This window comes from Acinetobacter sp. 479375, from assembly GCF_000581715.1.
GTDB lineage: Bacteria > Pseudomonadota > Gammaproteobacteria > Pseudomonadales > Moraxellaceae > Acinetobacter > Acinetobacter ursingii.
Genome location: NZ_JEZN01000007.1, coordinates 78,586 through 103,606, shown reverse-complemented (window position 1 = coordinate 103,606; position 25,021 = coordinate 78,586). Strand labels below are relative to the sequence as shown.

Sequence of the window (25,021 nt, the reverse complement as noted above, 5' to 3'; positions counted from 1 at the left end):
CTGAAAATGTTAGCCGTTAGGATTCAATGTTAATTCAAATGGTTGTTCAGCCCGAATTGGGTAAGCCACACCATTTTCTTTATACGGTTTGAATTTTGCACTGCGCACTGCGCGTAAAATCTTGTCATCAAGTGACGCAACCCCACTACTACGCGTCACACGCGCATTGGTGATTTTGCCACTTTCATCTGCTTCAATCATGACCACTACAGTGCGGGTTTCGCCTTGTAGATCACGATTAGTATATGAAGGACGTGGAGAACGACTCCACTGTACACCTGAACCTCCAATCGATACGCTTTTTGGCGATGGATCGCGCTGCGGTTCTGCCGCAGGCTGAGGAGCAGGTTTTGCCTTTTCAACCACTTTTTCAGTCACTGTCGTGGTGGTCGTTAATGGTTTCATGTCAACCTTAGGTTCAGCTTTAACGACTTCTTTAGGGGTTTCCGCTTTTTTTACCTGCTGCACTTTTTCCACTTTTTTTGGTGGTGGTGCAACTTTTTCTACCACCTTGACCTCTTTCACCTCTTTTTTCGGTTTTGGCTGTTCTTTCTTCGGTTCAGCCTTTGGCTTAGGAGGTAATGGAGGTGGCGCCTGAATTTTAACAAACCGAACGTTTAACGGTTGTTTCTCAATCGGTTTAAGTTCAGGAGTCTTAAGATGACTGACCGCCCATAACACTCCAGCATGACCAATCACAACCGCAATCAGTGCAGCGATGACCTTTTTTTTCATCGGATGAGGAGAATTCGGAGGAGTAGAATTCAAAGTTATTGCAGGAGATTGACTCATGTGAATCTAATTACCTTGTTGAAAACCAAATGTCCGTAACAATATGTTGGAACGATTTAGCTCATCGGTTCAAACAATTAAAGTAACGCAATAATAAATGAGAAGTGTTTTCATTTGCAACCGTTATTTTATAGAACTGTAACTACCACAATAAAATTATTTATATTTCATATAGATAAATTATAAATTTAAGTATAGAAAATTTCTTCATAAATTTAAATCGTGATCGGAAATAATTATTATGATATATCATAACACTTGCTGTGAATAAAAAAGCATGCACTTTGGCATGCTTAAATCTACGACTTAATTATTGAAACACTACCGTCTTATTTCCATCGACAATAATACGGTCTTCCAGATGCCATTTAACTGCTCTTGCCAAGACATTACGTTCCACATCTTGTCCAAGTTCACGCAACTGTTCTACAGTAAAATCATGGCTCACGCGTTCTACGTCTTGCTCAATGATCGGCCCTTGATCCAAATCAGCCGTTACATAATGCGCCGTTGCACCAATCAATTTAACGCCTTTTTCATAGGCTTGTTTATATGGATTTGCACCCACAAATGCTGGCAGGAATGAATGATGGATATTAATCACTTTCATTTCCCAATGTCTTACAAACTCTTCATCCAGAATTTGCATATAACGTGCTAATACTAATAAATCATTGCCTTGCATGAGTTCATCAATTTGCGCATACGCTTCGCGTTTATTTTCTTTATTCACGGGCACAACTTCAAATGGAATACCAAAGTTTTCCACCGCTTCACGTAAATCTTCGTGATTTGACACCACTTTAGTAATTTCACAAGCCAGACCACCGCGGGCATGTCGCCATAAGAGCTCAAGTAAGGCATGATCCACTTTAGAAACTAAAATCCCGACTTTTTTCAGTTCATTGACAAAAGCCAAACGCCATTGCATGTTATAGCGCTCAGCGACGTTTGCCGCAAAAGTCTGAATCAATGTATCTTTACGGCTTTGTAAATGCTCTAGCTCAAATTCCACACGCATAAAATAACGTCCGCCCTGAGCTTCTGTGGCGTATTGATCAAGTGCGGTAATATTTGCTCCCTGATGATACAAAAAGCTCGATACAGCTTGCACGATGCCCGGTTTGTCTTCACAGGTGATAAGTAAACGTGCTGTATTGGCGGTGGTCGTGTTCATTTGATTAATATCACTTATAAGTCAATTTTATAAAATAAGCCGAGTATTCTAGCGCTTTTTTGCAAGAGACTGAAACAGTTTCAATTGACAAGATTGAACCCGCCGCTTGCAACGCCCTAAATTACTGGGTTTTTGCAGATAAACTTGCAAACAGCTCTGAACTACCAAAACTTTCAAGTAAGCTTTCATAGGTTTGACGGCTTTCCCCCATCAAATATGGTCCTTCTAAAAACACCATCTGACGCAAGGCTTGCCAAATCCATTTTTCTTCTAGGTGACTACTGTCACTGATATGTCCTGACATATAAAGGAAATTGGTCCAGTTAGTTAACACGATCCACAGATTAATGACCAATGCTTCAATTTCTGAATTGGTCATTTTCATCAGACCTGCATCTACAAATGCCTGATAGATTTTTTGTCCCTGCTGCATCACCTTGCCTGCAAATCGCGGATAAATCTTTTTAAAGTCATCATTACTTTCAACTAAATGATAAACATCGCGATGCAAAAAACGATAAGCCCAAAGCTGATTACTCAAGACCTGAAAATAACGGATTTTATCATTGGCATTGACCAGACGGTCATCTGGCAATGCCAGCATCTTCAATGTTTCATGTTGGTACTGTTCTGCCAGTTCTTTAATGATTTCCTGTTTATTGCGGAAGTGATAATACAGATTGCCAGGACTGATCCCAAGCTCGGCAGCAATATGATTGGTGGTCACTGAGCGTTCACCGCGCTCATTGAATAATTGCAAACTGATTTGCAAAATACGATCTTTGGTTTTGACTGTTTTACTGAGAGACATTATTTAATAACCGTACCTAAATTCAAAAAGTTAAAACGCGGACACATAAACCAGCTTGACTATTTAGAGTATTTACTCTAAAAAATACCATATATATCGTAAATTTTAGTTATGGAAGCGTGTCATGAACAGTCAAACAAAAACAATGTCGATGACTCCTCATTCATTTAATGTCCAACATCTCAAAGAGATTTTGGAACATCAAAAGCTAGCATACCAGCGTTATCCTGTTCCAACAGCAAAAGATCGTATTGATAGATTAGCCCGACTCAAACAGGTTTTAGTCAAATATCAGGATCAGATGGTTGAAGCCATCAATGCCGATTATGGTAATCGTTCTGTGGGCGAAACCAAAATTGGCGAGTTACTCACTTGTATTGAACAGGTAGGCTATTATAGCAAGCATTTGACCGAATGGATGAAGCCATCCAAACGTCATGTCAGTCTCATTCACCAACCCGCCAAAGCTTGGGTTCAATATCAACCGCTCGGTGTTGTCGGTATTATTGCACCTTGGAACTACCCTTTACTCCTTTCTGTCGGGCCACTCATCTGTGCACTGGCAGCGGGTAATCATGCCATGATCAAAATTTCAAGTGCCTCGGCGCACTTTGGACAAGTCTTGGAAAACGCGCTTTCTGAAGCCTTTCCACAAGAACTTGTAACAGTGATTAATGGGGGTGGTGCAATTTCTGATGCTTTTAGCCATTTGCCTTTCGACAAAATTATTTTCACTGGCTCAACCAGTGTGGGTAAAACTGTTATGGCGGCGGCGGCTGAAAATCTAGTTCCAGTGATCTTAGAGCTCGGTGGAAAATCTCCTGCCATTATCCATCCATCCATGGACATGAAAGATGCCGCACAACGTCTCACTGTTGGAAAACTCTGGAATGCAGGTCAAACCTGTGTTGCACCAGACTATTTATTTTTACCCAAAGGTCGTGCAGCCGAGTTTATTGAAAACTTTAAAACCATTGTGAAAGGGATGTATCCTTATTATCATGATAATCAAGACTATACGTCGATTATCAATGATAAACAGTATAATCGTTTGCAAAACTATCTGGAAGATGCCCGCACTCAAGGTGCACGAATCATTGAAATTAATCCAGAACAAGAACAGCTAGAAGATGTTCGTAAAATTGCACCTACCTTATTAACAGGTGTAACCACAGAAATGGACATCATGAAAAATGAGATCTTTGGTCCAATTTTACCGATCTTTGAATATGATCATATCGAGGATGTGATTGAGTTTATTAATCTCCGTCCTCGCCCACTTGCGCTATACTATTTCGACTTTGATCAATCACGTGCCGATTATGTCGCCGAACGTACACATTCGGGACATTTTGGTCAAAATACCGTGTTAACTCACGTTGCACAGGACGACCTTCCTTTTGGTGGTGTCGGTGCATCTGGAATGGGTAAATATCACGGTCCAGAAGGTTTTTTCAATCTGTCTCATGGACGGTCAATGATGTCGAATCCTAAGCTCTATAGCTTAAAATATATTCTGCCACCATTTAATAAGCCGATTCACAGATTACTTTACAAAACGCTTCTACGTTAGGATGATCAAGGCATGATCTATCACACCAGATCATGCTGCGTTTTTACCAAATTCGCTTGTCTTTTAATCGTATTTTTGGTATAAAACGCCCCTTGAATAAATTCAATCTGTTTATTTGTATGACTGGCCACAGATTTGCTGTTGGCTAAATCAATGGAGTTCCACCATGTCTAAGGTTTGCCAAGTTACCGGCAAGCGTCCAGTCGTTGGTAACAACGTCTCACACGCCAACAACAAAACCAAGCGCCGGTTCGAGCCGAACCTGCACCACCACCGTTTCTGGTTAGAAAGCGAAAAACGTTTTGTACGTCTTCGTTTAACCACTAAAGGTATGCGTATTATCGACAAATTGGGCATTGAAAAGGTTGTTGCTGATCTTCGTGCTCAAGGCCAAAAGATCTAAGGAGTCCTTGCAATGCGTGACAAGATTCGCCTAGTTTCTTCAGCTGGTACAGGTTATTTCTACACTACCACTAAGAACAAACGTACTATGCCGGAAAAAATGGAAATCAAAAAATTTGATCCGAAAATCCGTCAACACGTCATCTTCAAAGAAGCTAAAATCAAATAATTTTAGATTCTTTAAAAAACGACTTCAAATGAAGTCGTTTTTTTTTGCATTCTTTTTATGCAGCTTGTTAAACTTTTCATCATTTTAAGATTGGCATTAATTATGCTTATTTACTTTACTTCAAGATTAAGGAGTACCGAGTGCCACATGACGTAGATCTAATTATATTACTCGCTGTCGGATTTGGTATTGCCCTGATTTTTGGTTATATCGCCGCACGTCTACGCCTTCCTCCATTGATTGGTTATCTCATCGCGGGCATTATCATCAGTCCCAATACACCTGGTATCGTGGCAGATATGGCGCTCGCCAATCAGCTTGCTGAACTTGGTGTAATGTTCCTCATGTTTGGTGTGGGAATGCATTTCTCCCTGAGTGACTTACTTCAGGTACGTCGTATTGCCCTACCAGGTGCGATTTTGCAGATCGCTGTAGCGACTTTGCTTGGTGTGGGGGTTTCCATGTGGTGGGACTGGAGTTTTGGCTCAGCCCTCGTGTTTGGTTTGAGTCTTTCTTGTGCAAGTACCGTGGTATTACTCAAGGCTTTAGGCGATCGCGGTTTATTAGACTCAGTCAATGGCAAAATTGCCGTCGGCTGGCTGCTGGTCGAAGACTTGGTGATGGTGCTCGTGTTGGTGTTATTCCCTGCCACAGCCGTCTTACTGGGTGGCAAGCCATTGGCACATGCCGCAACGGATCAGAGTATATGGATCACATTAGGCATTACCTTACTTAAAGTGGCTGGCTTTATTGCCTTTATGCTGATTATTGGTAAACGTCTCGTACCGATGATTATGCAATTCGTGGCGCGCTTAGGTTCACGTGAGTTATTCACGCTTACCGTTGTTGCCGCAGCAGTATCCATCGCCTATGGCTCTTATGCCATTTTTGGAGTTTCCATGGCATTGGGAGCCTTCTTTGCAGGCATGGTGGTTAAAGAGTCTGATTTTAGTCATCGAGCCGAAGAAGAAACGCTACCTTTACGTGAAATTTTTTCAATTCTGTTTTTCGTCTCTGTCGGCATGCTCTTTGATCCACAGATTTTGGTCGAACAACCCTTACATATTTTGGCGGTGATCGCGATTATTATGGTCGGGAAAACATTGGCGGCTATGGCACTGGTGTTATTCTTCCGTTATCCGATTAATACAGCTCTGACTGTTGGCGCGAGTTTGGCTCAAATTGGTGAGTTTTCTTTTATTTTGGCTACCCTCGGCGTCTCATTAGGGTTACTGACGCTAGATGCACAAAACCTGATTTTAGCAGGCGCTCTATTTTCCATTACACTGAATTCATTTGTTTTCTCAGCCATTGAACCCATTCAGCGCTGGATCCGTGAACGTTCACATTTAGCACGGTTACTGGAACGTAGCGGCGATCCATTGGCCATGTTGCCAGATGAAGTCGATCAAGACTATTTACGTGATCAGGTGGTCATGGTGGGTTATGGTGAAGTTGGGCGACGAATCACCAAAACTTTGATGGAACAGGATATTCGTGTGGTGATCGCAGAAGAAAATCGTGAAATAGTCGAAAATCTGCGTAAGAAAGGCATTCCAGCGGTAAGTGGTGAAGCCACGGAGCCAAGTGTGCTGATTCAGGCTCATATCATGCATGCGCGGTTATTGGTATTATCACCCATGGATATTATCGATATTCATCGTATTGTCGATATTGCCAAACAGCTGAATCCTCGAATTGAAGTGCTTTGCTGTGCAGAAAGCCATGAAGAAGCTGAGGTCATTCGGCAGGATAATGTCGGGTTAGTGTTCTATGCTAAAGAGGAAATGGCGAAGAATATGAGTCAGCATATTTTGCATCAGATTGAGTTGGCACATCATACAACTACCAGCAATCATTAAAGCTGATCAAAACAACCATAAAAAAAGCGTACTCTGGGTACGCTTTTTTAGCTTAAATGTTGGGGTTGTTCATCCACCACCTCAGCCTGCCATTGATTCATTTGTTTTTCCAACAAACCAAATAACGCAGCCTGAATCATATGCTGGGCAACCATAGGAGTTTGGTCTCCAAGAAGTGCTTTGACTTCATCATTAAACTGAATCTTAACCAAAGGTTCCTGTTCTGAATCAGCATTTCGCAGTGCCAATTCACCACCTTCAAGTTGAACCAGTTCCAGAATGGCTTCCTGGCTACCAAATAATTCTTTCAACTGTTGAATAGACATAAATCCTCCATGTTCAACATGGTGGCAAAGGGCAACTGCACTTTGCACTGTATGAGATTTATATATAGGAACTCTTGTAGCAGATTTCAAGTTCTCTATAGGAATTGAGTTTAAAACTCGACCATTTCATTGCGAAAGCCATCAATCAGATGACTTAACTCACGATGCCATTCACGTAGAATTTTGACATCAGGCAACCATGATTGCGGGCCTTGCGTGACTTTGATGATCAAGTGTGAAGACGTTTCTTCTTCAGGCGTTGGTTCAGTGGGTTCAGGTGCGTATTGGCACATCCGATAAGCGCGTTTAAGTTCAGCAATAAAGCCATCTTTCGCGAGTTGCTGAAGCACCAGCACTTCAGGCGAAACCTGTCCTTTCTCAGCCATTTTATCTTCAATTGACTTTAGGGTCGGTTGCATATCTGTTAAGCGATAGTAACGTACTAGCTCCTGTAAAAAAGCCAGCACTGCACCGTGTAAATGAAACACTGCGGTTTCTCGATACGCTTGTGCCTGTTGTACGTGTTCAATTTGCTCGGCTTGTTGACACGCCAGACGTGCAAAATACAACTTTTGATTGGTACGATCGGCATGATAACGAGCAACACGAGACATGATTTTTCCTTAACTGAACTCAACGAATGCTATACATTAGCTTAACTGGATATGGGGCAATTCGACAACTTTTTCAAATCGAAAAGACATACGCCAAACAACAAAAATTTTGAAAAAAATTATCAGGTCTCTGCTGCTTTGACTCGAATCCCAGCACCCTTAACTTTAAAGGTATTCAAACCTTTAATTGCTTTTATGGCTTCACGCGCATGCGGCATTTCCACGAAACCAAAGCCTTTGGATTTGCCTGAGGCTGGATCTAGGACTAATACACAGGACTCTACTTGCCCAAAAGGTTGAAACAACTCGAGCAGTTCCTGTTCAGTAATGGAACGTTCGAGATTACGGACGAGGATTTTCATGATTTAACCTTTTAGACAGCGTGATACGCATTGAAACTTTGAATATATGAAACAGTTTAATCGAGATCGATCCCAAAACTAAATCGTTTTTGCCGAACTTGCGTTTTTTGTGGAAATCTAGGGACGATTTGATGAATTTCTGCCTCTACCAGTGTTTGCGGTAAGTCATTCAGAAAATAACTCTCAATTTTACGACCTTGTTCATCGTATTGATCTTGTGCCCACGTATTATAGTTTTGCTTGGTGATAATCAACTCATTTTCAGCACGGGTTAGAGCAACATAAAGGACACGGCGTTCTTCTTCTACTTCGTCAAAGTCGCCCTGCGCCCGCGCATGCGGATAAGAGTTGGGAGAAACATGCGGTACATAACAAACTTTCTGTTCAGCGCCTTTGGCTGAATGAATGGTAATGATTGTCACCAAGTCCTGATCACCTGCGCGTTCAATTTCAGACACAGAAATTGGTTCTAACACATATTCTTCCAAAAATTCGGACAATGCACCGTGCTTACGCCCAAGTTGCTTAACCAGATCAAAATCTTTAACGCGACGCGACCAATCCTGTGTTTTATAGTTTTGCTCTAACTGCTCAGATAAAGCCTCCAATGCTAACGCAATTGAGGCTTCAACATGTTGTTGCAGTACATCCAGTTGTTTTAAAATTAAAATTGCCGATGTTGCTACTTTGCCGTGACGCTCCAAGCGTTGACAGCGGGCTTCAATATCTGGCAAGGCAATAAGTTCATGCGCCAGTTTGCTGGCTCCTACATCACCGACACCGTTCCAAAGCGTTAGAAATCGCATCCAAGCAATATCATCTTGTGGATTAATCACCACACGCAACATACTCAAAACGTCTTTGACATGCGCCGATTCAAGCAGTTTTACGCCACCAATAAAACGATAGGGAATATTGCTTGAAATGAATGCACCTTCGAGATAACGCGCTGAAAAGCCAGAGCGAACTAGCAGCATGTGCTCATTCCAGTTTGCGCCCTGCTGTTGACGTGCCATCAAGTCCTGAGCAATCCAGTTGGCTTCTTCAAATTCATTATTGAAAATATGCAACTGTGGCTTTAAACCATGACCACGATGCGCTTTGAGTTGTTTATCATAATGAATCGGACTATCTGCCAAAAGCCAGTTAGAAAGATCCAGAATTTCCTGAGTTGAACGATAGTTTTCTTCTAAGGTTAAAATTTCTGCCTCTGGAATTCGCTCTTTAAAGTGATGAATATTTTCAAAATCTGCACCGCGAAATCCATAAATTGACTGCGCATCATCGCCTACACAGAATAAGCTGACATGCTCAATCAAAGGTTGCAAAATGGCCCATTGTAGCGGATTGGTATCCTGCATCTCATCAACCAGAAGCACTTTGCAAAATTTAGCAACCCACTGCACCAGTTCAGATGAGTTTTGCAAATTCACCGCCACAATCGCCAAAATATCGTCATAATCCAGAAAATGGCGTTCCTGTTTACGCGCTTCATAGGTCTGCATCAACTCTGCAATCTGAGCTTTATGCTCCATTGCTTCAGGCAGTTGTTTGATTAAGACATCGGATAGTTTTGATTGGGTATTACGTGCATAAGAATACACATCACAAAGCTGCGCCGCTTTGGGTAAGACATTGTCTTTATCTTTACCGCGCAGTAACCGAAACATTAGCATTTGATCATCTCGATCAATAATCGTGAAATGTCCAAGTCCAAAAGCTTGCGGATTACGGCGCAATAAGTACATGCAAAAAGTATGAAATGTTGAAGCGCGCAGCCCTTTTGCAGGTGCGCCCAAATGCTGCTCGACACGAGTCACAATTTCACTGGCAGCACGTCGGGTAAAGGTCAAAATCTGGATTTGATCGGCCGCTGTACCTGTATGAATTAAATGAGCTGCTCTTGCAACGATCGTTTTGGTTTTACCACAGCCAGCCCCCGCCAATACCAGACAATGCTGTGCATCCGTCGTAGCGGCTCGATACTGTTGAGGATTTAACTCACCAATTAACTGCTCAAAACTCATAAGACCAAATATAAAAAAGAATAGACCCTAGTGTAGCAGAGTCTATTCTTTTACGCTTACATCTGTCTTTTCGTTGGTTTTCATCAAACTCAAGCTGCTGTAGATGAACTATTTGGTAAGTGCTTGATCGCAGAAGCCAAAGTCAAATAGTTAATCCCTTGAAACAGAATATCGACTGCTAAAAATAAGCCAAGCACCCAAAATGGCGCATCAGGTGATATTAAAATCAGTACGCCTGTTACAAAAGTCAAAATTCCTGAAAATAATGTCCAGCCCCAACCTGGGATTGGTTTCAAAACAAAGGCGTTGACCGTGCGAAAGATTCCAGCGATAACCAGAAATATAGCCAGCAAGCTCGTCAGAACAATCGCTGTCGTTACTGGGGTTTTAAACGCATAATAACCCGCCAATAGATACAATACGCCAAATAATGCCCAAAGCCAGCGGCTACCACCTTCAAAAAATTTAAATGCCGCAATAAGATGCAACACACCACCAATCATCATCAATGCGCCAAACAGCAAAATGACAGAGAAAGTCGCGATAGAAAGTGAACCCAGTAAAATGATCCCAAAAATGATCAATAGAATGCCAAATAAAAGATACCATTTTCGTTGTTGATGCAGCTCGTTTCGAATTAAGTCATTACCCACTGTTTTCATAATTTAGTCTCGTTATAATGAATACATAGTTATATTGAGTAAATTTCAAGCATTTGTCTGTATAAAAACTGCATTCAAATCGCACTTTTTTGTGGATAAAATCAATGTTATCCACAAAAAATTCAGCAACTAAGTCAAAGTTAGTCGTTATTGAAGAAATTGCACCTGATTACGTCCTTGAGATTTTGCCAAATACAGCAGTTCATCTGCCGACTTTAAAAAAGTAGTCGCATCTAGATAATTTTTTTCTGTATCCAGTGTATTTACACCAATACTCACCGTAACTTTGGAAAAAATATTTTCTGCTTTACACGGAATATTCAGTTCAAAAATCTGACATCGACATTTTTCAGCCATTTGAATCGCATCTTGTAAACAGGTTTCAGGTAGAAGAATCACAAACTCTTCCCCACCAAAGCGCGCTACAAAATCAGAAGCACGACTAAACATACTCCTCAACTGACCTGCAATCGTGATAAGGCACACATCGCCCTGAAGATGGCCATAACGATCATTATAATCCTTAAAAAAATCGACATCGATAAATAAGACTGACAAAGGACGCTGGTAACGGAGTGAACGACTAAATTCATATTCAATTTGTTCACTTAAGGCTTTGCGATTAGCAACACCTGTCAATGCATCTAGTAATAGCAACTGCTGATTTTTTTGATTCAGTGATTCTAGTTCCAGCTCCAATTTTTTACGTTCAGAAATATCGAACATAAAACCAATAATCGCGACAGTTTCCCCTTCCTCTATCTCGGCATAAACCACATCCCGAATCCAGATGTAGTCACCACTTGGCGTTAACGCGCGATAATCTGCTTCATGATCTGTACCCTGATTGGAGAGATTGACACAATAAGATACCGTTTTTTCACGGTCTTCTTCATGAATGCGATCTATCCAGTCCTGTGCAGTTTTCCAACTATCTTGAGGCCATCCCAAAACGCTTTCAATTTGTGGCCCAATATAGCTGAACTCTTTGGTTCGCCAATCAATTTTCCACGGGATAGCACGGGTGGATTCCAATAAGGTTTTATAAAATTGATAGTCTTGACAATCGATCATATCTGCCCCAGATGTCTGTTTTGAAAATGGATGATTCTTGGTTAAATATATGGATATTGATTTTGTTTTAAATGTGATTTAGATCACAAGTTATTTATTTATTTATTTATTTATTCAAATTATCAGTCTTTCAGTATAAATGTCAATATCTATTTAAAAACATCAATTTATGTAAAAATAAAATGAAAAATAATGTTTTTAATCTTTTAATTAGACAAAAAGTTTCATCTATTTTAACCAACCCACTTCTTGAGCAGTTAAATGATTCAATATGGTTTGGTTTAAGTGTTCAGGCATTTTATTTTCATGATCTGAAACAGGAATTTCCCCCGCCATTAGTTCAGCCTGTTTTTGCGGATAGCGAGGTTGCTGTTCAGGCTTAGCATAACCGATTGGATAAATCGGTTGCCCTGTTTGTAAATCGTACTTATCTGTTGCTCCAAATGCATGTAGTAATTCATGTGTCAGGACAATATTATTTTGTGAATCTTGTTTTTTTGATGCAAATAAATTAACTGATCCAATTCGTCCTTTTTCCAAAGCAGTGGAATGCTTAAGTTGATTGATGTATTGAGGATCATAATAGTTCAGATATAAGGTCACAGATGCATGCTGATCGTCAGATTTTCGTTGTTGCCACGCATAAAACCTAAATTTGAGACTCCACCACATGACGTTTAAAATGGATGATTCTTCAGGAACTCGTGGTGGTTTAGCAGTTAAGGTTCGCCCCAGTTTCATGATCACGAAAATGGGCTGTCGATAATTGGCAGACTGTTGTTCTAAATAGCTTTTTACTTCGACAAACTGGCTCAACTGGAGTTGTTGGATATATTGTGATGTAGAGGCGTGACCATCTGCATTCACTGGGTGCAATAACACCACAATTGGCCGATTCCAGTTTTGATTCTGGTCACGCCAGTTATTGATTAGCACCACCAATAAAATCAAGAGTAAGATGGCGATACGAATATTTATCCAAAATGAAGCTTTTTTGGGTGATGCCATACATATCCTTGAAACTATGGCATTAGCCTAGCGACTTTTACTTTATCATTTTTTTCAGAGAATACGATCCATCCACTATGAATGGACTTTATAGCTTCTTCATAATTTCTAATATTAAAGTCAGAAGTTTCAAGAATTTTTACAAGACTAGAAATCTTAGCCCACCCATGAATATCTGCATGTTGAGCAATGGCTTTCTGTACGAATTTCACAAAAGTGCTAAAACTACGTTTTCTTAAATACATTTGGCTGCCTTGCATCTTAGTTTCAAATAAATCCAAAGCTTGTATTAAACCGGATAGTTTTGCATATCCATAATTCCGAGTATCAAAATCTGGCTTAACAGTTGAAATATAAGTTCCTACTGTTCCTAAATATGCCCAACCACTATCATCAGAATTATCTTTTACTGCTTTATAAATAAGATTTAATGTCGCTACGTCAATTTGATGTTTAATTACTACTTTTTCATCAGTTCCTTGTTTAATATCTTTAATATCCTCTTTTTTTACTAAATTGTCCTCTTGCTTAGCGTCATTCAAAATAAGATTTTCGACATAGATAAACTTATCACAGGCTTTACGAAATGCTTCGGGTGTTTTGTTACGACCAAAACCATAAACGGTTAGGCCGCTTTCTCTGATTCTGGAAGCCAGTGGAGTAAAGTCACTGTCACTTGATACGATACAGAATCCATCTAAAGCCCCCCCATAGAGCAAATCCATTGCATCAATAATTAAAATCATGTCTGTAGCATCTTTGCCAGATGTATAGGCAAACTGCTGGACAGGTGTAATGGCATGCGGAAGCAAAACATCGCGCCATTTTTTTAAAGACTCACTACTCCAATCTCCATATACCCGCTTTACGCTCGCAATACCATATTTGGCAACTTCCTCAAGAATCGACTCTATAGAATTCACTGAAGAATTATCAGCATCAATTAGAACCGCTAATTTTTTTATTTTAATGTCCATTTCTATCTCAGAATATTTTACTTTAGATATGATAAAGGCGAATTTTATTCGCCTTTATCACTCATTTATTGACTATTTAAGCCTCAGCCCATTTCCCATCTTGATACAGCAGACTCCATTTAGTCTGTTTACCTTCTGGCGTCTCAGAACCAATGTATTGTGCCTGATTTTTACGGCTAAACTTGATCAACGTCGGATTACCTTCTGGATCAACATCAGGAGCTTGAAGCAAATATTGATACTTTGGATCAAGTTGATCTGCAACAGTACGTAGTTCTGCAACTTTCGGCGCACGAGTTTCACGAATTTTCGGGAACTTGCTGGCTGCTAGAAACAAACCTGCTGCTCCATCACGCAACACAAAATAATCATCATGTTTAGTCGAACGCAAGTGTTCCATTTTAATCGGATCAACACGCGGTGGTGCAGGTTGTCCATTTTTCAAAACTTTACGTGTATTGTCACAACTGGTACAGGCAAAGTATGGGCCAAAGCGGCCTGTCTTTAATTGCATTTCACCATCACATTTGTCACATGGAATGGTTGGACCATCATAGCCCTTGATTTTGAATTCGCCTTCTTCGACTTCATAGCCATCACAGTCTGGATTATTACCACAAACATGTAATTTGCGACCGCCATCAATCACATAACTATCCATCGCGGTACCACATTTTGCACAGCGATGCTTAGACATCAGATCAGCAGTTTCCGCCGAATCATCATCGGAAAAGGCAGCTAATGATTCGACTGGTGTCAGATTCAGGGTGCCTTTACAACGTTCTTTTGGTGGAAGATTATAGCCAGAACAACCTAAAAATACGCCTGTAGTACCTGTACGAATCTGCATGGGTCGTCCACATAACTGACAGGCAACACTAGGAACTTCAACAGGTTGATTACGGCGCATACCTTCTGCACTAGCCGCGGTATTTAAACGATTTTTAAAGTCACCGTAAAAACTATCGAGCAACTCTTTCCAATTACGATCTCCTGTTGCCACACGGTCAAGTTGACCTTCCAGATCTGCGGTAAAAGCATAATTCATCAGATTATTAAAGCTTTCATCCAGACGATCGGTGACAATTTCACCCATTTTTTCAGCAAATAGGCGACGATTTTCCAGTTTCACATAACCACGATCTTGAATGGTTGAAATAATCGCAGCATAAGTCGATGGACGACCAATTCCGCGTTTTTCAAGTTCTTTGACCAGTGAGGCTTCGGTAAATCGTGCAGGGGGTTTGGTAAAATGCTGACTTGGATCAAGCTTTTCAAGCTTAAGAATTTCACCCACTTTTACTGCTGGGAGTAATACATCATCATCCGATTTATTGGCACCACGAACTCTGGTGAAACCATCAAATACCAAAGTACGTCCTTTGGCACGTAACTCGACATTGTTGGCTTCTACCGTCAGGGTTGAAGATAAATATTCAGCAGGTGTCATTTGACAAGCAACAAATTGTCGCCAAATCAAATCATATAACCGCTGTGCATCTCGCTCCATTCCTGCAAGTTGATCTCCTGTTAGCGCGACACTTGAAGGTCGAATCGCCTCATGCGCCTCTTGCGCACCCGCTTTATTCCCATAACGGTTTGGCTTGGCAGGAACATATTTATCGCCAAAATTTTGCTGAATATGATCGCGTACCATATTCACCGCATCATCACTTAAAAAAGTGGAGTCGGTACGCATATACGTGATAAAGCCGCCTTCATACAGACGTTGTGCCAACATCATGGTCTTTTTCACTGAAAAGCCAAGACGAGTACTCGCTGCTTGTTGCAAGGTCGACGTAATATACGGCGCACTTGGATTAACCTTGGTTGGCTTATCTTCACGCTGCGCGACTTTATATTCTGCATCTTTCAGAAGATGAAGAACTGCATCTGTTTCAGCTTTATTGCGTAGCTTTAAGGTTTTTCCCGCTTGCTTAAAGGCTTCCAGACGAATGTCATCTTTTTTCGAAGTGGTGTCCGCAAAAATCTGCCAGTATTCTTCAGGTATAAAAGCACGAATTTCACGTTCACGCTCAACCACCAATTTAACGGCTACCGATTGAACACGTCCTGCTGATAAACCACGGGCGATTTTTTCCCAAAGGAGTGGAGAAATCATAAAGCCTACGACACGATCTAGAAAACGACGTGCCTGTTGTGCATTGACTTTATTGGTATCGAGACGTGAAGGATGCTTAAAAGCTTCCTGAATGGCATTTTTAGTGATTTCATTAAACACCACACGTTGATAACGACTGTCATCACCGCCAATCACCTCTTTTAAATGCCAAGCAATGGCTTCTCCTTCACGGTCCAAGTCCGTTGCGAGATAAACTTCATCGACCTGAGAAGCCAGTTTTTTAAGCTCTGCAACTACGTGTTCCTTGCCTGGTAGCACTTCATAATGTGCTTTCCAGTCATGTTCAGGATCTACGCCCATACGATTAATCAGTGCCGTTTGTGCTTTTTGCTCTTTTTCTTCGGCAGTCAGTTTGGCACGTGTTGCTGGTTTTTTTTCACTGGATTTGGCTGAACCACCTGTCGGTAAATCACGCACGTGACCCACCGAAGACTTCACAATGTATTGTGAACCTAAATATTTGTTGATGGTTTTCGCTTTTGCAGGCGACTCCACAATCACTAAGGCACGTTTGTTTGCAGCAGACTCAGAAGATGCTGCCGTGCTTTTTTTGCTTGTGGATCGAGGGGCATTCGCCATAATAAACTGTTATTCCTGTTGGTAAATAAAGAGTTAGACCGTAGCGAGTTGTAATAAATACGCTTTCATGTCTTCAAGTTGTGTGGCTTTAAGATCCGTTTCTTCATCCCAATACAAGCCCACACAGTTTGCCTGCATATCAATAGCATAAATCCCTTTTAATGCAATGGGAGAATCATTAAATTTCTGATCTCCTTCAATCACATTGAGATGACCATCCACGACACGAGCGCGCATTAATGGTAATCGAGCCTCTGGAATAAGAACACTATAATAAGCGACCATACTGGCACGGTTCTCAGTGGCTTTCGGGATTTTTGTCCATTCAGGTGCCGCAACCAAGCGCGGGTGTAACCCCATCTTACGTGCTTTGTCTCGCATCAATCCTAAAGCTTTTTCACGTGGACTGACACGCAAGCCAAAAATTGAGCCTAAAACAAAAACGACGATAATGATCGTCACCCATAAACCTAAATGTTCCATACCTAACCCTATCGTGTTCTATTATTAGATTTGCATAAGCTCAATATAAAACGCAAGTTTTTCATGCTTCATGCTACTTTTATCATGCAAAATCAATGGATCACCATTTGCGCAGTATAATGTAACTGGTCATCATCAAGTTGAATATAGCCTTTATCCAGCAAAGATTTCATTAGCATTTGAATATCGGCTTTGGGAAACCAGCCCTGTAATCGATCTCTTAAACTAAAAATATCTTTGGGACGATCATGCTGAAGCTCATCCAGTTTTTGTAATACTTGCCATTGCAATTCATCCAGCTCTGGGGGAAATGGGCCTTCTACGACAGGTTGCTGTTGTTGTAAAAATTGCATAATAGTGTCTACATCACCTACCACCACTTGTGGCATTGCTAGCACTGAATTTTTTTCTTTTGTGACGGATTCAGTCATTTGAGTTGGAAGTTTCGCTTTACGGTTTTCATGCTGATTTAAATCAAGACTAATCCATTGTTTTAAAATTTTCTTACGGAAACTCAATTGAGAAGTGTCACGTCGAATAATTTTTAAGTTAATTAACATGGCAACCATCTGTGAAACTTGCTCGTCTGAAACCTGCAAAATATTGCCAATTGAATTGTGTAATCCTTCAAGAGTTGCTGGTAAACCTTTCGTATTGGTCAGCGCATCGCAATATTTTTTGACTTGCAGCAACATCGGCTGTGCCTGAAAACTAGCCGCTGTCGGTAACTGATATTCGGTTTTATCATTGTTTTTATACGCTGTTTGTAATACCACCTTTCGCCCTGAATTTTGCAAAATTTCAATCAATAAATGAATCTCTCTCATAGTCGAAATCAGTTCAATTTCAATATGTTCTTCGGTTAAAGCCAGTAATTGTCCAGCGAGCATGGCATAAGCCAATTCTTTTTTGGAAATAGGAGGCACATCCAACATCATGACCATGCCAGAAGTCACCCAACCTGCAAGCTCGGTCATATCTTCCAAAGTATAGTCAAATTGACCCGTTAAATTAAATAGATAAACCAATTGATCATGTTCAATGTAAGCACGTAGCGTTTTGGCTTGGAGTGGATTTTTTTCAAGATCAATGAGAACAACATTTTTCATGGTACAAATCACTTTGCTTCAATATTTAATAAAAACGATATACACATTAGTAATGCGGTGGTTTATTACTTAAAGGGTCAAATGGTGCAATGCCTTCTGATAAATCTGCCGATTCAACACGTTGATACAAAAGCTGCATTTGTTTTTTTAAATCAGCAATTTCTTTAGACTGAACTGCCAATTGCGTATTGAGCTGATCAACTAAATCGTCTAAAAATGCAATTCGGACTTGCAAATCTTCAATGGGTGCGGAAAATGACGCATGATCATCATAATCTGTTGGTTTAGTCATTTAACTCTCCTCATTTGGGATTTTGGAAAACATTATGGCCTATATTACTTTAAGGGATGTCCAACTGGCATTTGGTGGACCCGCCCTCCTCGACGGCGCGAACTTTGTATTGGAGCGCGGCGAACGAGTGTGTTTGATCGGTCGTAATGGCGAAGGCAAGTCTACTTTACTTAAGCTGATTGAGGGAAGTTTATTACCTGATCGCGGCGAAGTTTCTATTCAAAATGGCCTCACCGTTTCGATGTTGGCGCAAGACGTGCCCATGGATTCAGGCAAAGTTGCCGATATTGTCGCAGATGGCGCGGGTGAAGCTGCTGTTGTGCTCAAAGCATATCATGAAGCCAGTGATGCCTGTGTATTGGGCGATATGGACGCTTGTGACCGAATGGGGCATTTACAGCATAAACTGGATCAAGTAGATGGTTGGGCACTCGAAAACAAGGTTAATACTATTTTAGGGAAAATGGGGCTTGATCCAGATGCAGATCTTGCAGACCTATCAGGTGGTCGTAAACGTCGCGTATTACTTGCACGCGCACTCCTGACCCAACCTGATATTTTACTGCTTGATGAGCCGACTAACCACTTGGATGTTGAAAGTATCGAATGGCTAGAAAAATTCTTACTTGAGCAAAATAATTTAACCTTATTGTTTATCTCGCATGACCGTTCGTTTGTAGATCGTTTGGCAACCCGTATTGTGGAACTGGATCGAGGGATCTTGCGTAGCTATGAAGGCAACTATTCACGTTATTTAGATTTAAAAGCACAGCAACTCGAAGCTGAAGAAAAACAAAATGCCTTATTTGAAAAGAAACTGGCAGAAGAAGAAGCCTGGATCCGTCAAGGCATTAAAGCACGTCGTACCCGTAATGAAGGCCGCGTTCATGCCCTAAAAGCTTTGCGTGAAGAATCCAAAGCCCGTCGCTTCCAGCAAGGCAAAGTCAATATGGGCGTTCAGGATGCTCAGCGTTCAGGTAAGCTGGTCTTTGATATTGAAAATCTTAGTGTTAGTTACGATAGCAACCTCTTGATTCGCGACTTCTCTGCGGTGGTATTACGTGGCGACCGTATTGGTCTGGTCGGTGATAATGGTGTCGGCAAAACCACCCTGATCAAAGCGATTTTGGGTGAAATTGAACACACAGGTACAGTGAAAACAGGCACCCAGCTTGAAGTCGCTTATTTTGACCAATTGCGCAATCAGCTTGAGCTCGAAAAATCTGTGATGGCGAATGTCTCGGAAGGTTCGGACTTTGTCGATGTAAACGGTCAACGCCGTCATATTTATAGCTATTTACAAGACTTTCTGTTTTCACCAGAACGTTCTCGTACCCCTGTCAAAGCGCTGTCTGGTGGCGAACGTAATCGCGTCTTATTGGCGAAACTATTGCTTAAACCATCAAATCTGATCGTGATGGACGAACCAACCAATGATCTGGATATGGTGACTTTAGAGCTTCTTGAGGAAATGTTGGCAGATTATAAAGGCACATTGCTGTTGATTAGCCATGACCGTGCCTTTATGGATAATGTTGTGACCTCAACTTGGGTATTTGATGGTAAAGGCGGTATCGAAGAATATGTTGGCGGTTATCAGGACTATCTGTTGCAACGTCCAAATCAAACCGTAGTTGATCAAAAATCTGATGTTAAAAAAGCGCAGGCCAAAGCAGAAGCCAACAAAGTTGTTGCTCCTAGCAAAAAAGTAAAACTCAGTTTTAAAGACCAACGTGAATTGGAACAACTGCCTGCCGAGATTGAAAAACTGGAAGCTGAGCAAAGCACCTTATCTGATCAACTTGCCGACGGTTCATGGTTTGTTCAAGATGCCGCAGCAGCCACTCAGGCGAGTCAGCGTTTAGCCGAAATTGAAGAGCAATTGCTTGAAAAACTGGAACGTTGGGATGAACTGGAAAATTTAAGTAAAGGGAATTAATCATTGTATTGAAACCTCTCATCTGGTTTTAGATCGAGAGGTTTTAGTCAAAATTTTTATGCTGGATTTATTACCAACTTACTCAATCTGAAAATTTCAATAATGTATCTATCATTACTACCACAATTTATTCATCCACAACATAGCAATAGCCTATTTCAATCTATTCAATTAGGTCTGATCCAGTTTTTTGTCAGTGTGTCAGTCAATGCTATCACCGTTTTTTCGGCAGCAACGATCGCGTTTTTTACAACCAAAACCTATTTGGGTAAAGTTACAACAATGGTTGATGGAAATAGTTTTAGCGATGCTGAGCTGTAAGCATTCTTTTTGAGCAGCGAAAATAAATATCAGCGTATAAACGCATAATCTGATTTATTCAAACTTTAGATTGAGCTAAATAAAGGCAAATTATGCACACCTACTTCCTCAAAAAGATAAAAAAAGCTGGTTAAAGACATACTCTTAATGAAAACTTAAATTTGGAAAAATTAAAAATAACCAATTGTAAAAATGGCATATTTATTTCTACTTCAATTCTGAAAAAAATCCTTTCAGGTCATTGTAACGATGAATAAACTCTCTTTTCTTACTGCATCACTTTTTTTAACGCTGATCAATAGTTCAATCTATGCTGAACAATCTCCTGGCAAATATTGTCATACAGCATCAGTCTGCCTTGATCCGATGCTGACCAATGCCGCAGTCACTACGCCAAACTATTTAGCTACACAGGCAGCTGTCGAGACTTTACAAAAAGGCGGAAATGCCGTCGATGCTGCAATTTCTGCCGCTGCAACTTTAGCAGTTGTTTATCCACAGATGAATAAGATTGGTGGGGATAACTTCTGGCTGATTTATAACGCCAAAACTAAACAGGTTCGTGCCTTAAATGCCAGTGGTCGCGCTGGAGAAAATGTTACCATCGATTTTTATAAATCCAAAGGTTATGAAAAAATTCCAAGCCGAGGTTATCTGGCCGCCAACACCGTGCCTGGAATCGTTTCAGGATGGGATCAAGCCTATCAATATGCCTCAGGTTCCATGACGACCAACAAAGGTTTGGCGTGGAAAGATTTATTTAATAAACCCATCATGTATGCCTCTCAAGGCTTTGCAGTTACACCATCTTTAGCACGTTGGGAAGCAATTAATACAGATACCAAAGATTCAGTTGCTCGTAATTTACAACGTTTCGATGAATTTAAACGGGTTTATCTTAAAGCTGATGGTTCACCTTATCAGGTGGGTGAGGTATTTAAACAACCCGATTTAGCCAAAACACTAAATACTATTGCGACCAAAGGTGCAAAAGAGTTTTATCAAGGCTCGATTGCCAAAGCGATTGTGCAAGATCTACAGGCAAATGGCGGTGTTTTAACCTTAAATGACTTCAAGCAACATACCGCAGATTGGGTGGATCCATTATCGGTTAAATATCGACAATATACCGCCTATAATTTACCCCCCAACACCCAGGGCATGGCCTCTTTAGAAATTCTGAATATCCTGAATAATTTCAATGTTAGTGCCATTCCTGAAGGTTCAGCAGATTATTATCATTTACTGGTTGAAGCCACCAAAGAAGCGTTTATTGATCGGGATAAATATTTAACCGATCCAAAATTTTCTCCAATTCCGCTTAATTTTTTACTTTCAGAGCAACATGGCAAAGATCAGGCACAGCGCATTAATATGAGCAAAGCCGCAGGTAAAACCCCGCCACTTGAACCGAAAGGGGATACCATTTGGCTGGGTGTGATTGATAAAGATGGTAATGCCGTTTCATTGATTCAGAGTATTTATCATGATTTCGGTTCTGCCGTTGTAGCCAAAGGTACAGGCGTACTGTTACAAAATCGAGGTAGCTTTTTCTCGCTTGATCCCAAACATGTCAATCATTTAGAACCGAAAAAGCGGACATTCCATACCTTAAATGCAGCAATGATGTTGGATCAAAATCAACAACCTGTTTTAATTTATGGCACGATGGGCGGTGAAGGACAACCACAAACTCAAGCTGCTATTGCTACTCGTGTGATTGATTATGGCATGAGTGTACAAGAAGCGGTTGCTGCGCCACGCTGGCTATATGGACGCACTTGGGGTGCAGAATCAAATACCTTAAAACTTGAAGGGCGTATTGCTAGCGATGTCGCTAAGACACTCAAGGACCGTGGTCAGCCTATTGAAATACTAGACGATTATACTGACACCATGGGACATGCTGGTGCGATTGCAATTAATCGAAAAACAGGCGTGATTAGTGCCGCAACTGATCCACGTAGTGATGGACTTGCTGCTGGTTATTAAAACTAATATAAACAAAACGGCCTATTTTGAGAAACGGGTCGTGTTTAAGGTAAATACATATCTAGAGCAATGATGATCCCCACTAAAATTATAATTTTTAGATTTAAGCTTTTCTTCTTAAGTACCATTTTGAATACTTCCGACTCTCAACTGTAAGTTAAAAATCAGTTCATGTTACACTGCCCCAAACTTTTTAATATTTAACTTTATCCAGAACAAGATGAGCCAACAAAATCCCTACACACCGGGCGAGTTTCAATGGTCTTTTTTGCTACCAAAATATTGGGGCATTTGGATTGCGATTGTTTTTTTAATGCTGCTTGCGATTTTGCCGTGGGCCATTCAATGGCGTTTGGCGCAAGCTATGGGTCATTTAGCTTGGAAATATTTAAAGTCACGACGCAAAACCACGATTCGTAATCTTGAAGTCTGTTTTCCTGAATGGTCTCAACAAGAAGTTGAATGCCAAGGTCGACAGGTTTTTGTCGATATGATGCTCGGCGTGTTTGAAACGCTCAACGCATGGTATTCACCGCAATGGTTTAAAGGCCGCTCGAGTATTGAAGGTCTGGAACATATCACCCATGCACAAGCTCAAGGTCAGGGTGTGTTATTACTTGGAACGCATAGCACTTTGCTGGATGCTGGCGGCTATATTTGCTCGCAATATTTTGAGCCTGATGTGGTCTATCGACCACAAAACAACCCACTACTGGATATGTTGATTTATCGTTGTCGTGCCACGATTTATAAACATCAGATTGATCATGATGATATGCGTGGTCTTATTCGCAAACTCAAAGATACCGATGCCATCTGGTATAGTCCCGATCAGGATTTCGGCCTTAAACAAGGCGTTATGGCCCCTTTTTTTGGCGTCCCCGCCGCAACGGTCACTGCACATCGTCGCTTATTAAAAATTTCCAAAGCCGCCGCCGTGCCTTTGTATTTTTATCGTCACGGTGATATTCGTGATCCCAAATATCATGTTTTAATTGAAGCAGCCGTTGAAAATATGCCAAGTGATAATGAAATTGATGATGCCACCCGTGTCAATAAAATCATTGAAAATCAGCTTCGTATTGCACCGACTCAATATATGTGGTTTCATCGCCGCTTTAAAACTCGTCCAGATGGATACGAGAAAATTTACTAATATTTAAAAATGAAAAAAGTTGAGACCTGAGCATGAAAGTGATGCAGCTTCTTCCCGAACTAAATAGTGGTGGCGTTGAACGCGGAACAGTTGAAATTGCACATGCTTTGGTTAGCCAAGGTCATCAATCACTGGTCGTATCCAATGGCGGACGTTTAGTTCCACAATTGGAAGCCGAAGGCTCTAGCCATATATCACTCCCCATCCATAAAAAATCATTGTCTAGCCTATGGCAAATTCGACCTTTGCGTAAACTCATTGAACAACACCAACCCGATATTGTCCATGTTCGTTCCCGCGTACCTGCCTGGTTAACGCATTTTGCCTTACGTGGCATTCCTGCACAGCGTCGACCACATCTGATCAGTACTGTACACGGTTTTTATTCAGTCAATCGTTATAGTGCAATCATGACTCAAGCTGAAAAAGTCATTGCCGTTTCTGACAGTGTCGTGAAATACATTACAGATCATTATAAAAACTGCCCTCCAGAAGACATTATTCGAATTTATCGCGGCATCGATCCAAAAGCATTTCCACATGGTTATCAACCTTCTGCTCAATGGATCAACCATCAATACACGTTATTTCCACAACTGGAAAATAAATTTTTAATTTGTTTGCCTGGACGAATTACTCGTCTTAAAGGACATGAAACATTGATAGAGTTGATGGAGCGCCTACAGACAGAGCATCCAAATATTCATGCGATTGTGGTGGGCGGTGCGGATCCCAAAAAAGCAGCCTATCTGGATGAACTCGAAGCGACCATTCAAAATCGTGGTCTACGCGATAAAATCACTTTTGTAGGACACACTTCAGAAATTCGTGAGTGGCTCGCGTTGAGTGATATTGTGCTCTCTTTATCCAATCAGGCTGAAACTTTTGGGCGAACTGCGCTAGAAGCGTTATCAGTTGGAACGCCTGTGATTGGTTGGAATCGAGGCGGTGTTGCTGAAATCTTATCTCGGCTTTATCCGCAAGGTCTGATTGAGGTCGATGATCTCGAAGCACTACTTAATTGTGTGAAGCATCATATTGATCATCGCCAACAGGTTGAACCCGTCACTCAATTTAGTCTGGATGAGATGTGTAATGAAACCATCCAACTGTATCAATACATGTTGAATCAAACTACAGTCAAATAAAAAAAGGAAGCATTCGCGCTTCC

General features: G+C 41.0%; 23 protein-coding genes and 1 pseudogene. 9 read left to right on the top strand and 15 right to left on the bottom strand.

Annotated features, from left to right (window positions below):
- Positions 1–9: 9 nt before the first annotated feature.
- The 3 genes from J500_RS08150 to J500_RS08140 all read right to left on the bottom strand — a co-directional run bounded on the left by J500_RS08150 (position 10) and on the right by J500_RS08140 (position 2,780).
- Positions 10–792, bottom strand: a complete 783-nt coding sequence (locus J500_RS08150) for an energy transducer TonB family protein (protein ID WP_004993984.1) — start codon at positions 790–792, stop codon at positions 10–12.
- 310 nt (positions 793–1,102) lie between these two features.
- Positions 1,103–1,969 (bottom strand): formyltetrahydrofolate deformylase, encoded by an 867-nt coding sequence (gene purU / locus J500_RS08145; RefSeq protein WP_004991356.1) that lies wholly within the window; start codon positions 1,967–1,969, stop codon positions 1,103–1,105.
- A gap of 121 nt (positions 1,970–2,090) precedes the next feature.
- Positions 2,091–2,780: a TetR/AcrR family transcriptional regulator gene (locus J500_RS08140; RefSeq protein ID WP_004993985.1), complete on the bottom strand. Its 690-nt coding sequence runs from the start codon at positions 2,778–2,780 to the stop codon at positions 2,091–2,093.
- A 124-nt stretch (positions 2,781–2,904) separates the two neighbouring features.
- On the opposite strand from J500_RS08140, the gene J500_RS08135 reads away from it, so the two are divergent.
- The 4 genes from J500_RS08135 (at position 2,905) to J500_RS08120 (ending at position 6,786) form a co-directional block, all read left to right on the top strand.
- Positions 2,905–4,353 (top strand): coniferyl aldehyde dehydrogenase, encoded by a 1,449-nt coding sequence (locus J500_RS08135; protein WP_034699048.1) that lies wholly within the window; start codon positions 2,905–2,907, stop codon positions 4,351–4,353.
- Between the two features lie 166 nt (positions 4,354–4,519).
- On the top strand, positions 4,520–4,756 hold the full coding sequence (rpmB, locus tag J500_RS08130) for a 50S ribosomal protein L28 (RefSeq protein WP_000048256.1): 237 nt from the start codon (positions 4,520–4,522) through the stop codon (positions 4,754–4,756).
- A gap of 12 nt (positions 4,757–4,768) precedes the next feature.
- Complete coding sequence (gene rpmG / locus J500_RS08125) at positions 4,769–4,924, top strand: 50S ribosomal protein L33 (RefSeq protein WP_001205031.1); 156 nt, start codon at positions 4,769–4,771, stop codon at positions 4,922–4,924.
- A gap of 140 nt (positions 4,925–5,064) precedes the next feature.
- Positions 5,065–6,786: a cation:proton antiporter gene (locus tag J500_RS08120; RefSeq protein ID WP_034699045.1), complete on the top strand. Its 1,722-nt coding sequence runs from the start codon at positions 5,065–5,067 to the stop codon at positions 6,784–6,786.
- 47 nt (positions 6,787–6,833) lie between these two features.
- Here J500_RS08120 and J500_RS08115 read toward each other — a convergent pair whose 3' ends face one another.
- From J500_RS08115 to J500_RS08060, 12 genes are all read right to left on the bottom strand, one after another.
- The gene (locus J500_RS08115) at positions 6,834–7,112 is read right to left on the bottom strand and encodes a hypothetical protein (protein ID WP_004991363.1); all 279 of its coding nucleotides are present in this window, start codon (positions 7,110–7,112) and stop codon (positions 6,834–6,836) included.
- A 110-nt stretch (positions 7,113–7,222) separates the two neighbouring features.
- Positions 7,223–7,726 (bottom strand): DUF6586 family protein, encoded by a 504-nt coding sequence (locus J500_RS08110; RefSeq protein WP_004991364.1) that lies wholly within the window; start codon positions 7,724–7,726, stop codon positions 7,223–7,225.
- A 122-nt stretch (positions 7,727–7,848) separates the two neighbouring features.
- Entirely contained in the window at positions 7,849–8,088 is a 240-nt protein-coding gene (locus J500_RS08105) for an RNA recognition motif domain-containing protein (protein WP_004991365.1), read from the bottom strand.
- Between the two features lie 56 nt (positions 8,089–8,144).
- The gene (locus tag J500_RS08100; protein ID WP_034699042.1) at positions 8,145–10,115 is read right to left on the bottom strand and encodes an ATP-dependent helicase; all 1,971 of its coding nucleotides are present in this window, start codon (positions 10,113–10,115) and stop codon (positions 8,145–8,147) included.
- An 89-nt stretch (positions 10,116–10,204) separates the two neighbouring features.
- Positions 10,205–10,777 carry an HdeD family acid-resistance protein gene (locus tag J500_RS08095; RefSeq protein WP_034699038.1) on the bottom strand — a complete coding sequence of 191 codons (573 nt, stop codon included), beginning with the start codon at positions 10,775–10,777 and terminating at the stop codon, positions 10,205–10,207.
- A 147-nt stretch (positions 10,778–10,924) separates the two neighbouring features.
- Positions 10,925–11,851 (bottom strand): sensor domain-containing diguanylate cyclase, encoded by a 927-nt coding sequence (locus J500_RS08090; RefSeq protein ID WP_005001352.1) that lies wholly within the window; start codon positions 11,849–11,851, stop codon positions 10,925–10,927.
- A gap of 228 nt (positions 11,852–12,079) precedes the next feature.
- Positions 12,080–12,859 (bottom strand): hypothetical protein, encoded by a 780-nt coding sequence (locus J500_RS08085; RefSeq protein WP_034699035.1) that lies wholly within the window; start codon positions 12,857–12,859, stop codon positions 12,080–12,082.
- Positions 12,860–12,873: 14 nt separating this feature from the next.
- The gene (locus J500_RS08080) at positions 12,874–13,836 is read right to left on the bottom strand and encodes an NYN domain-containing protein (RefSeq protein ID WP_004991375.1); all 963 of its coding nucleotides are present in this window, start codon (positions 13,834–13,836) and stop codon (positions 12,874–12,876) included.
- A 76-nt stretch (positions 13,837–13,912) separates the two neighbouring features.
- Positions 13,913–16,558: a type I DNA topoisomerase gene (gene topA / locus J500_RS08075; protein ID WP_004991376.1), complete on the bottom strand. Its 2,646-nt coding sequence runs from the start codon at positions 16,556–16,558 to the stop codon at positions 13,913–13,915.
- A gap of 33 nt (positions 16,559–16,591) precedes the next feature.
- The gene (locus J500_RS08070; RefSeq protein ID WP_004991379.1) at positions 16,592–17,041 is read right to left on the bottom strand and encodes a hypothetical protein; all 450 of its coding nucleotides are present in this window, start codon (positions 17,039–17,041) and stop codon (positions 16,592–16,594) included.
- Between the two features lie 92 nt (positions 17,042–17,133).
- Positions 17,134–18,150, bottom strand: a complete 1,017-nt coding sequence (locus J500_RS08065) for a hypothetical protein (protein WP_004991382.1) — start codon at positions 18,148–18,150, stop codon at positions 17,134–17,136.
- Positions 18,151–18,196: 46 nt separating this feature from the next.
- Positions 18,197–18,442, bottom strand: coding sequence for a SlyX family protein (locus tag J500_RS08060; protein WP_004991383.1), 246 nt, complete (start codon positions 18,440–18,442; stop codon positions 18,197–18,199).
- Between the two features lie 34 nt (positions 18,443–18,476).
- On the opposite strand from J500_RS08060, the gene J500_RS08055 reads away from it, so the two are divergent.
- From J500_RS08055 to J500_RS08035, 5 genes and pseudogenes are all read left to right on the top strand, one after another.
- Positions 18,477–20,381 carry an ATP-binding cassette domain-containing protein gene (locus tag J500_RS08055; protein WP_004993994.1) on the top strand — a complete coding sequence of 635 codons (1,905 nt, stop codon included), beginning with the start codon at positions 18,477–18,479 and terminating at the stop codon, positions 20,379–20,381.
- 54 nt (positions 20,382–20,435) lie between these two features.
- Positions 20,436–20,728, top strand: a pseudogene (locus J500_RS08050) (LysE family translocator); the annotation flags it as partial.
- Between the two features lie 223 nt (positions 20,729–20,951).
- On the top strand, positions 20,952–22,694 hold the full coding sequence (ggt, locus tag J500_RS08045) for a gamma-glutamyltransferase (protein WP_034699031.1): 1,743 nt from the start codon (positions 20,952–20,954) through the stop codon (positions 22,692–22,694).
- A 220-nt stretch (positions 22,695–22,914) separates the two neighbouring features.
- Positions 22,915–23,850: a hypothetical protein gene (locus tag J500_RS08040; protein WP_004993998.1), complete on the top strand. Its 936-nt coding sequence runs from the start codon at positions 22,915–22,917 to the stop codon at positions 23,848–23,850.
- A 32-nt stretch (positions 23,851–23,882) separates the two neighbouring features.
- Positions 23,883–24,998: a glycosyltransferase family 4 protein gene (locus J500_RS08035; protein ID WP_004994000.1), complete on the top strand. Its 1,116-nt coding sequence runs from the start codon at positions 23,883–23,885 to the stop codon at positions 24,996–24,998.
- Positions 24,999–25,021: the final 23 nt, after the last annotated feature.